Raw genomic sequence first — 10,498 nt, forward strand, 5'->3', positions numbered from 1 at the left:
CGTTCAACCTCGACGGCACCAACATCTACATGACGCTGGCGGCGCTGTTCATCGCACAGGCCTGCAACGTCGATCTGTCGCTGGGCGACCAGCTGCTGCTGCTCGGCGTCGCCATGCTGTCGTCCAAGGGCGCGGCGGGCGTAACCGGCGCCGGCTTCGTGACGTTGGCAGCGACCCTGTCGATCGTGCCCTCGGTGCCGATCGCGGGGATGGCGCTGATCCTGGGCGTCGACCGGTTCATGAGCGAGTGCCGCAGCCTCACCAACTTCGTCGGCAATGCGGTGGCAACGGTGGTGGTGTCGCGCTGGGAAGGCGTGCTCGATCGCGAACGACTGCGCGCGGCGCTGAACGGCTGACCGCTTCGTCGCACGCACGGCGCAGCGGCTTTGCACGCAGGCGCGGCGCAGCGCAGGGGCTCCTCACCCGGAAAGGAGGAGCCCATGGTCACGGTCGTCATCGTCGCAGCCCTCACCGGCCTCGCCGTCGCGCTCAACGCCTATGCGGCGCAGCTCGCCGACCATTCAGGCGACCGCCGTGCCGCGCAGGAAGCGCGCTGGGAGCGGATGATCGCGGCGGCGCTGGGCGAGCGATAGCGCCGCCCATCTACCGACCCAGGCGGTGCCGCACCTCCGCCAGGTGCGCCGGCCCGACCCGCACGCTCGCGCCCGACTTGAGCACCAGCGTCGTGTGCCGGCCGATCTGGCTGATCCCGCCGACCGCATCGAGCCGCACGAAGGACGAGCGGTGGACGCGGATCATCTGCGCGGGATCGAGCCGTTGCTCCAGCGCCCCCATCGTCACGCGGATCATGTGGCTGCGCTCGGCGGTGTGGAGCAAAGCATAGTCCTTCGCCGCCTCGATCCATTCAATCGCCTCGACCGGCAGGCGGATCTGGCCGCGGCCGGTGGGCACCCAGATCTCGCGGTGGTAGTCGCCATCGTCCGACACTGGCTCGGCCGCCGGCGGTACCGCCGCAATGGCCGGCGCGGCCTCCATCCGGCGCAGCACCGAGCGGACGCGGGCGAGCAGTTCGCGCGGCTCGTACGGCTTCATCATATAGTCGTCGGCGCCGAGCTCCAGCCCGACCACCCGATCGACCACGTCGCGCCGTGCGGTCAGCATGATGATCCCCATCGGCACGCCGGTGCCGCGCAGCCGGCGCGCGATGCTGAACCCGTCCTCGACCGGCATGGTCACGTCGAGCACCACCAGCTGCGCCGGCTTGCCCGCCAGCACCGTGTCGAGCTCGACGCCTCCGCCGGCCTCGGACACGTCCAGCCCCTGGTCGCGCAGATAGGCCGCAGTCGGCTCGCGCAGGTCCTCCTCGTCATCGACCACGACGATATGCGGTGCTTGCATCATCCCCCCTCCACCCGACGCAGGAAGGCCCCCACCGCTTCCGGCGTGAACGGCTTTTCGAGCACCGGACGATCCACCTTCGCAAGGAAATTCGCCGCCACCGCCCCCAATGTATCGCCGGTGGCGAAGGCGAGCCGCGGCAGCAGGTCGGGCCGGTTCGCCGCCACCCAGGCGTGCAGCGCGGGGCCGTCGATGCCGGGCATGCGGATGTCGCTGACGACCAGGTCATAGTCGCGCTCGGCCAGCCACGCCTTGGCCGGGCCGCCGCCGATCGCAATGTCGGAAGCATAGCCCTCGATCGACAGGAAGTCCGCGAGCGCCTCGGCGATCTCGACCTCGTCGTCGATCACCAGTGCGCGCTTGGCGGCGACCGGCGGCGCGATCACCGCCTCGGGCGCCATCGGCGGCAAGGTCAGGTCGCGCTCGATCGGGAGGGTCGCGCGGAACACCGCGCCGAACTGCGAGGGCACCAGCGCCAGGCGCCCGCCATGCGCCTCGACCAGGCCTTGGCTGAAGGACAGGCCCACCCCGGTGCCCTGCCCCTGCGGCTTGGTGGTGAAGAACGGCTCGAAGATGCGCCGGCGCGCCTCCTCCGGGACGCCCGGCCCGGTGTCGGCGACCTCCAGGATCACCGTCTTGGGCTCGATACCCGGCGCGGTGCGCACGATCACCCGCCGCTCGTGCTCGGCGGGCAGGTCGGCCAGCGCGTGCTGCGCGTTGACCACCAGGTTGACGATCACCTGGTGGAGCTGGTCCGCGTCCGCCGCGATCTGCGGCAGCCCCTCGGCCAGTTGGAGATCGACCGCGATCCCGTCGACCTTGAGGCCATAGCTCGTCAGTTCCATTGCCGCGCGCGCAACGTCGTTGAGCGCGACCGGCTTGCGCTCCGGCCGCTTCTGGCGCGCCATGGCGAGAAAGGTCTGGACGATGCGCGCGCAGCGATCAGCCGCCTTGCGGATCTTCTGGGCGCGTTCGGCGAGCGCACTGCCGCCGGTCGCGCGCTCCAGCATCACCGCCTGCGCGACGACGATCGACAACGGGTTGTTGAGCTCGTGGCTGACGCCGGCGAGCAGCGAGCCCAGCGCCGAGAGCTTCTCCGTCTGGTAGAGCGAGGCACGCGAGCGCTCTAGCGCCGCTTCCGCCTCGCGCCGTTCGGTCAGGTCGATGACGAAGCCGCCCAGCCGCGTCACCCGTCCGTCATGGCCCGGCACCGCGAAGCGCACCGACAGCGCCGCCGAATACCGGTCGGGTCCGCCGATATCGAGCTCCGCGGCATGGACGCCCCCCTCCAGCGCCAATCGGTCGAGCCGCGCCACTTCCTGCGCGATCTCCGGCCGCAGGAAATCGTGGGTGGTGCACCCCAGCGCCTCGCTGATGTCGCAACCGAGCACCACCGCCATCTCGCGGTTGACGCGCACATAGCGCCCCGCCTCGTCCTTGAGGTACATGGCGATCGGCGCGTTATCCATGAACGCGGCGAGCAGCGCCTCGCTCTCGTTGAGCCTCTCTTCGGACCGGCGCCGTTCGAGCAGCGCCCAGGTCCGTTCCGCCAGATCGGCGAGGAGCTGCACGTCGCCCGGCGTCCAATGGCGCGGCGTCGCCTGCTGAATCGAAAGCACCGCGATGATCCGGCCGTCGCGCACCATGGCGATCGACAGCAGCGCGGCGATGCCGATGCTCTCGAACAACGGGCGATTGACCGCGTCAAAGCGCGGGTCGGTGGACACGTCATCGACCACCATCGGCAGCCCGCTCTCGTGCGCCGCGCGGACCTGATCGCCCAGCGACGCGAGCGGAAACGGCATGCCCATCACCGAGGACGCGCCTGCGTTCCACTCCCGGATGACATGCAGCACCTCGGCGTCGTCTGCTTCCGAATAGTCGATGCGGGTCGCGCCCAGACTGGTGCCGAGATGGTCGAGCGTCGCGGTCAGCATCCCCCAGGCGGTACGCTCGTCGCGCATCCGGTCGTTCCAGGCGAGGATCGTCGCCTGATGCCGCTCGCGCTCCTTGAGAGCGATCTCGGCCCGGGCGCGCTCCATGTGCGTCCACATCCGGTCGGCGACATCGCGAACGAGGTCGATCTCGCGGTCCTGCCAGCGACGCGGCGTCTTGCTGTCGATCGCCAGGATCGCGCTGACGAAGCCGTCACGCGACAAAGGCACGCTGATCCGCGCGCCGACCTCCGCCCGGGCGAAGCCGTCCAGTGCCGATCGCGAGAAACGGCTGTCGCGGGCAAGATCGTCGCTGACCAGCGCCTGGCCGGCGAGATAGGTGCGGCGGACAAAGGCGCTCAGATTCGACGACGGATAGACCAGCCCCCGGACCGCCACTGTGTCGCGGCGCCATTCGGCCACGATCGTGTAATTGCCGTCGTCGATGGTGATCTCGGAATGGCAGGTGCGCGAGGCGTCGAGATGCAGGCCGAGCCGCTCCAGCGTCACCTCCAGGATCCGGTCCGGCGTGGTTTCCACGCGAAGGGCATCGGTCCAGGCGATCAGGAACGCCTGGTCGCGTTCGCGATCCGCAAGGGACGCGGCGACGCGCGCACGTTCCATCAACCCCCAGGTCCGCTCGGCGATGTCGCGCAACAGCTGGATCTCGAACTGATGCCAGCGCCGCGGCTTTGCGTCCTGGACCGACAGGTACGCCTTCGCCTCCCCCATGCGCGCGGCGAGAAAGGAGGAGGCCTCCACCCCCACGTAGCGCGCACGCGCCGCATCCTCGAAGCGGGGGTCGGTGGTCACATCTTCCACCACCACCACGTCGCCGCTGAGATAGGCGGCATGAACACCCTCGCTAATCCCCGTGCGCCCCGCCTCGATGCGACCGTCGGAGAACCACTCGCGTCGCACGCCAAAGGCGGTGCCATCGGGGCTGGCCTCGGCAAAGTTGACGCGCGAGGTGCCGATGTAGCGACCCAGCCGGGAGACGGTGAACTCGACGATCGCATCGGGGTCGGTCAACCCCCGCACGCCGTCGCTCCAGTCGAGCAGAAAGGCCTGATGTCGTTCGCGAGCCTGGAGCGCCGCCTCCGCCTGCGCTTTCTCCAGGATCACGCACATGCGGCCGGCGATGTCCTCCATCAGGCGGACCTCGGCCTCGGTCCAGCGACGCGCATCCTTCTGCGTCACCGACAGCACGCCGCGGATGCGGCCGTGACGGGTCAGTGGCATCGACATGTCGGCGCGGATGTCATGCCGGGCGTAGAACCTGCGCATCGCCGGAGAGGCGCGCTCGTCCGCTTGCACGTCGTCCGACCGGGTCATCCGGCCGGCCCGCAGCTCGGTGGCGATTGCCGGACCGAGGCGATCGAGCGTGTAGTTCTCCCCGACGATCGGCCGTGCATCGCGTCGCCCTTCCGCAACGATCGTGAACGTCAGACCGTTGTCAGAGGTGGTGGCGTAGCTGGAGCGGGACGCGCCGAGATGCGCCGCCAGGCGCTGGACGGTGAGCGCGGTGATGGCGGCCGGCGAGGCCTCGTCGCGCACCGCGTCCGACCAGTCGAGCAGAAAGGCCTGGTTGCGCTCGCGATCCTGGAGCGCGGCCTCGGCCCGCGCCTTCTCCAGCACAGCCCACATCCGCTCCCCCACCTCGCGCAGGAGCTGTCCTTCTTCGGGCGAGCAGACGCGCGGCGCGGTGTCGGTGACCGTCAGGATCGCGTTGAGCCGCCCATCGCGGATCAGCGCCACCGTCGCGAAACTGCCCACCCCCTTGCGCCGGCAATGCTCGCGCAAGACTTCGGGCATCTCGGGGTCGTTCTGCGCATCCGCGATCTGCACGAGCCCGCCGGACCGAAACGCAACGGTGAGCGGCTGGCCGAGGTCCCCGACCCGATAGTTCGTCCCCAGGAAGCTCTTTTCCACCGCCCGCCATTCGTGCGCAACGGTGAAGGTGACGCCATCGTCGGCGCAGACCGCGAACCAGGCATGCGCCGCGGAATAATGCCGCGCGAGGCGCTCCAGCGTCATGGCGGTGATCGCCTCGGGTGAGCTTTCGTGGCGCAGCCGGTCGGACCAGTCGATCAGGAAAGTCTGCGCCTGGTCGCGCTCGCTCAGCGCCGCCTGGCTCCGCCGCAACCGCGCGATGGTGCGGCTATGCTCCAGCGCGCTCCAGGTGCGGGCGGCGGCGTGCTCGACCAACTCGATCTCTTCCGCGCTCCACTGACGCGGGAAGCGGTGGGTGGCCGAGAACAAAGCGACGAGTTCGTTGTCCCGGATCAGCGGCACGGAGATGCAGCTGCGGCAGCCGGTATCGCGCATCATGTCCCGTTCGGCGGGCACCAGGTCGAGTGCATCGACATCCTCGACCGCCATGGTGCGTCCGCGAAGATACTCCCGCACGAAGCCGGAGTTGCGGTGCAGCTGGTGCTCGCCGACCATGGTCTCGACGCCGCTGGTCCAGTCGGTCGGGATGACGATCCGGTCCGATCCCGGCTCGATCTCGCCATAGGCGACCCGCGACACGCCCAGGCGCGCGCCGACGATCGCCGCCACCGCGCGCAGGATCTCCAGCGGCTCCACCGATCCGGTCAACGCCTCCGAAAGCCGCAGCTTGACCGTTTCGATCGGCTCGTGGCGCGCTTCTGACGCCGAATGCAACGCGATGACCCCGCCGGGACGTACTGGCATGGCCGGACAGTAACAGCCTGGGTGTGGCCCGAAAGCGGCCGGCGGTCGGCTTGGTCGCGTTTTCGTCGCGGCGGTCGCCGCCCGGTCGCCACGTCGTTCCCGCCCCTGCGACATCGGCGTACCCGCCTCCCATCAGGGCCGGCTTGGCGGCATCGAAAAGGGAACGGGCAATGACGCTGATCGCGACGGGGGAATGGGAAGTCACCGGCGACACCGACTGGTTCGGGGCAGAGCTGGAGGCCGGCAAGTCGTACACGATCGAGCTGATCGGCGCGGACGGCATCGTCTATCGCGTCGGCGACGACGACCTGTTCGACCCGATGGCCGCCGGCCCCGGCATGCCCGGCCACTTCACCGCCGACGCGGCCGGGATGGCCTATTTCAGCGCCTACGGCCTGACCACGGGCGGCTACACCATCCGGATCAGCGAGGTGGCGGACGATTATGCCGACAGCGCGGCATCGGACGGAGCGTTCAAGAACGGCACCGCGCGGGGCCGGTTCGAGGCGGTGGCGGACAGCGACTGGTTCGGCGCCAAGCTCGTCGCCGGCCAGGCCTATCAATATGGCGTGACCGGCGGCGGCGCGTACGAACTCCACATCGTCGACAAGAACGGCACCTACCTCGACCTGCCGCCGCTGGATTCCAGTGGAAAGGGCGTGTTCGTGCCCGATGCGAACGGAGTTTATGAGTTCGTGCTCGTCTCCACCGCGGCGCCGGGTGCGTTCAAGCCGGTCAACTACACGATCACGCTCGATCCCATCGCGCATGTCGACGATTGGGGCCATACCCCGACGACCGCGGGCACGATCACGCTAGGCGGCGGCGGCCTGCCGAGCGGTACCGCCACGGGCAAGTGGGAGCTGGCGGGCGACAAGGATTGGTTCGCGGTCGATCTCCAAGCCAACCATACCTACGCCTTCTCGGCGAGCGGCGCTGCGATCAAGGGGAATGCGGGCACGATCGTGATGGTCGACGCGGATGGCAACATCGTCACCGTTCCGGGCTCGCTCGGCGCTGGCAGCGCCAACAGCAGCTCCTTCACCGCGGCGGAATCGGGCACCTACTACGTCCAGCTCCAGTCGAGCGCCGGCAAGGGCGCCTATTCGGTAAAGGTCGCCGAGGTGAACGACGACTTCACCAACAGCGCCGTCCGCCCCGGCACCGTCACCGTCAACGGCACCGCCGCTGGCAAGATCGAGGCGAACAACGACGTCGACTGGTTCAAGGTCAACCTCACCGCCGGACAATCCTATTCGACCAGCGCGATGATGAAGGGCAAGTCGGACTATACCGCGATCGCGCTGTTCCTCGGCCCGGACGGCCTGCCGGCAGACTTCTCGGGCTTCAACCAGACCTTCACCGCCACGCAGACCGGTGCATATTACATCCAGGTCCTCGGCCTGACCGACAAGCCGGCCCCCACCGGCGGCGACTATACGGTGTCGGTGACCTCCTATCGCGACGACTATAGCGACAACAGCGCCACCACCGGCACGCTCAGCGTCGGCGGCCAGGTCACCGCGCGCACCGAGGTGACGTTCGACGAGGACTGGTTCAAGGTGACGCTGGAGGCGGGCAAGAGCTATTATTTCTCCACCACCGGCGGCTTCCTGCCCCCCACCCTCCAGGTGCTCAACGCCGACGGCAGCTTTACCGGATCGACCGGCGCGTTCACCGCGGCGACCAGCGGCACCTATTACATCTCGGTCACCGGGCTGTTCCCGCAGAACTACACGCTGAGCGCGGTGGAATATCCGGACGATTATGGCGACACGCCGCCGCTGTCCGGCGATTTCCTGAACGCGCCGGACTTCGACTTCGACGGCGTCCAGAAGACCGGCACCGCGCGCGCCGACACGCTTGGCGGCACCGCCAGGGGAGACCTGCTCCAGGGCCTGGAGGGCGCGGACAGGCTGAGCGGTGGCGCCGGCAACGACCTGCTCGACGGCGGCGCCGGGGCCGATCGCATGGTGGGCGGCACGGGGAATGACACCTATGTCGTCGACGTGAAGACCGACCGGGTGATCGAGCAGGCGGGTCAGGGCCGTGACACGGTGCTCAGCGCGATCAGCTACACGCTGGCCGACAATGTCGAGGTGCTGCACCTGACGGGCGACGGCAACATTGGGGGTCGCGGCAACACGCTGGCCAACGAGATCCACGGCAACCGCGGCAACAACATCCTCGACGGCAAGGAAGGCGCGGACGTGCTGGTCGGCGGCGGCGGGCGCGACCAACTGACCGGCGGCGCGGGGGCGGACACCTTCCGCTTCGAGGAAGGCGACACCGGCCGCACCACCGCCGCGGCGGATGTGATCCTGGACTTTGCCCGCGCGCAGGGCGACAAGATCGACCTGTCGGCGATCGATGCCCGCGAAGGCAGCGCGGCGAACGAGGCGTTCCGCTTCATCGGCACCGGCGCCTTCACCGGCAAGGCGGGCGAGCTGCGCAGCTTCAGCGGGGGCGGCGACACCTTCTTCGCGGCGGACACCGATGGCGACAAGGCCGCGGACTATGTCGTCAGGATCGACGGCCAGCTGACGCTCACCGCCGCGGATTTCATCCTGTGAACTGAGCCGCATACGCCCGGTCGAGCACCTCGGCCGAGCGGATGAAGTCCGCCGCCGCCGCCTCGAACCGGGCGCCCGCCGCCAGCCGGCGCGCCCAGTCGGCGGCGGCGCGGCCGCCCCAGTCGTCGGGCGGAGTGACCAGCGTCTGGTGCGCGGTGCCGGTCGCGTGGTCGACCGCGAAGTCGTAGAACGAGCCGCCGACGTTGCGCAGGATCGCGCCGCCGCCGGTGCCGTAGAGCCGCAGGCCGATCTCCGCCTCCTGCCCGGCATTGAGCCGCCACGAACAGGCGAGGCGGACGTCGACGTCGCCGGCGCGGAAGGCGACGATGGCGTAATCCTCCACCTGCTCGGGCGCCAGCGGCTCGCCGCCCGCGCGCAAGCTGGCGGAAAGGTCGGCCACGTCGGGGAAGCCGAGCAGCCAAAGCACCTGGTCGACGAGGTGGACGCCCAGATCGATCAGGCAACCGCCGCCCGATTGCGCCCGGTCATAGAACCACGGCTTGTCCGGCCCATAAGCGTTGTGGAAGACGAGATCGGCGGCGAACACCCGGCCGAGCGCGCCCTCGGCCAGCAGATCCCGCACCGCGCGGGTCGCTTCGGTGTAGCGATACGACAGGTCGACGCCGAGCAGCCGGTCCGCCGCGCGCGCCGCCTCCACCACCCGCGCCACCTCGCCCGCGTCGCGGCCGAGCGGCTTCTGGCAGAACACCGCGCAGCCGGCCTGCAGCGCGGCGATCGACTGATCGGCGTGCAGCGCGCTCGGGGTGGCGATCACCACGCCGTCCAATTCCATCGCCAGCATCGCGTCCAGCGACGGCGCCACCACCGTGTCGGGCGCCAGCTTCACAGCATCCGCGAGCGCCGCTTCGCCCGGTTCGCACACCGCCGCCGCGGTGACCGCGCCGGTGGCGAGCATCGCCTCCATCCGGTGCCGGCCGATCCAGCCGGTGCCGAGAAAGCCCAGCCTCACAGCATCACCAGCGCTTTGACGAAATTGCCCGGCTTATCGCGGGTCGCATCGAGCGCCTCGCCCAGCCGCTCCAGCGGATAGCGATGCGAATAGAGCGGCGCCGGGTCGAGCCGCCCACTCGCCACCGCCTCCACCGCTTCGCGCACCCCCTGCACCACCACGCCGAGGTCGCGCTCGTGCGCGCTGACGATGTCGATGCCCTTCCAGTTCCACATCTGCATGTTCACCTGCCGCGGGCCGTCCTGGTGATAGCCCGCGATCACCAGCCGCCCGCCCTCGGCGACCAGCTCGCCGGACAGGTCGAGCGGCCATTGCTTGCCGACGCATTCGATCACCCGCTCCGCCCCGCGCCCGTCGGTCAAGCCCTTGACCTCCTCGATGATCGCATAATGGTCATGCATCGGGATGGTCTCCGCGGCGCCATAAAGGCGGGCGAGATCGAGCGATTCCTGCCGGCGCGAGATCGCGATCACCCGCGCCCCCGCTTCCGCCGCCAGCCTGGTGAGCACCGCGCCCAGGAAACCGATGCCGACGATCGCCACCGTCTGCCCCGCGCGAATGTCGCTGCGGCGGAAGATGTTGAACGCGCAGCCGAGCGGCTCGCCCGGAAACGGCTGGCCGGCAAGCGTATCGGGCAGCGGCACCGCCGCCTCCGCCTTCACCACGTCGCTCTCGGCGAAGCTGCGATAGGAGATGGCGGCGATCCGATCACCAACCGCCAGGCCGGCCACGCCCTCTCCGACCGCGTCGATCACGCCCCAGCCTTCATGCCCCAGCCCGCCCGGTTCGCCGGGGTAACCGGTCCACGGATTGCCCGCCCAGGGCTCCAGGTTCGAGGCGCAGACACCGCAGCCTTCCAGCGCGACGCGCACCTCGCCCGGCCCCGGCTCGGGCCGCTCGACCTCGTCCACCCGGATTTCGCCGGGGGCGGTCAGCACCGCTGCGCGCATTGCCATTGCTCCTTG

The 10,498-nt window shown here is 69.6% G+C and carries 7 protein-coding genes; 3 read left to right on the plus strand and 4 right to left on the minus strand.

Translation table 11 applies throughout. The features are described 5' to 3' along the window. The coding region (locus ACFDTH_RS15185; RefSeq protein WP_375288402.1) for a cation:dicarboxylate symporter family transporter at positions 1-356 on the plus strand (356 nt) is incomplete at its 5' end. Between the two features lie 84 nt (positions 357-440). Further along, on the plus strand, positions 441-593 hold the full coding sequence (locus tag ACFDTH_RS15190; protein WP_375288403.1) for a hypothetical protein: 153 nt from the start codon (positions 441-443) through the stop codon (positions 591-593). 10 nt (positions 594-603) lie between these two features. On the opposite strand, the gene ACFDTH_RS15195 is transcribed toward ACFDTH_RS15190, so the two are convergent. Both ACFDTH_RS15195 and ACFDTH_RS15200 read right to left on the minus strand, forming a co-directional pair. Further along, a complete protein-coding gene (locus tag ACFDTH_RS15195; RefSeq protein WP_375288404.1) occupies positions 604-1,359 on the minus strand; it encodes a LytR/AlgR family response regulator transcription factor in 756 nt (251 codons plus the stop codon). Continuing rightward, complete coding sequence (locus ACFDTH_RS15200) at positions 1,359-5,990, minus strand: GAF domain-containing protein (RefSeq protein ID WP_375288405.1); 4,632 nt, start codon at positions 5,988-5,990, stop codon at positions 1,359-1,361. Before ACFDTH_RS15200 ends, ACFDTH_RS15195 begins: the two co-directional genes overlap by 1 nt. 170 nt (positions 5,991-6,160) lie before the next feature. On the opposite strand from ACFDTH_RS15200, the gene ACFDTH_RS15205 reads away from it, so the two are divergent. Next, positions 6,161-8,563 carry a hypothetical protein gene (locus ACFDTH_RS15205; protein ID WP_375288406.1) on the plus strand — a complete coding sequence of 801 codons (2,403 nt, stop codon included), beginning with the start codon at positions 6,161-6,163 and terminating at the stop codon, positions 8,561-8,563. On the opposite strand, the gene ACFDTH_RS15210 is transcribed toward ACFDTH_RS15205, so the two are convergent. Both ACFDTH_RS15210 and ACFDTH_RS15215 read right to left on the minus strand, forming a co-directional pair. Continuing rightward, positions 8,553-9,533 carry a Gfo/Idh/MocA family protein gene (locus tag ACFDTH_RS15210; RefSeq protein ID WP_375288407.1) on the minus strand — a complete coding sequence of 327 codons (981 nt, stop codon included), beginning with the start codon at positions 9,531-9,533 and terminating at the stop codon, positions 8,553-8,555. The two genes, ACFDTH_RS15205 and ACFDTH_RS15210, sit on opposite strands and share 11 nt — an antisense overlap. After that, positions 9,530-10,489 carry a zinc-binding dehydrogenase gene (locus ACFDTH_RS15215; RefSeq protein WP_375288408.1) on the minus strand — a complete coding sequence of 320 codons (960 nt, stop codon included), beginning with the start codon at positions 10,487-10,489 and terminating at the stop codon, positions 9,530-9,532. The genes ACFDTH_RS15210 and ACFDTH_RS15215 overlap by 4 nt, the downstream gene beginning before the upstream one ends. Positions 10,490-10,498: the final 9 nt, after the last annotated feature.

The sequence above is a fragment of the Sphingomonas sp. genome (assembly GCF_042096255.1).
In the GTDB taxonomy this organism is placed as follows: Bacteria; Pseudomonadota; Alphaproteobacteria; order Sphingomonadales; family Sphingomonadaceae; genus Sphingomonas.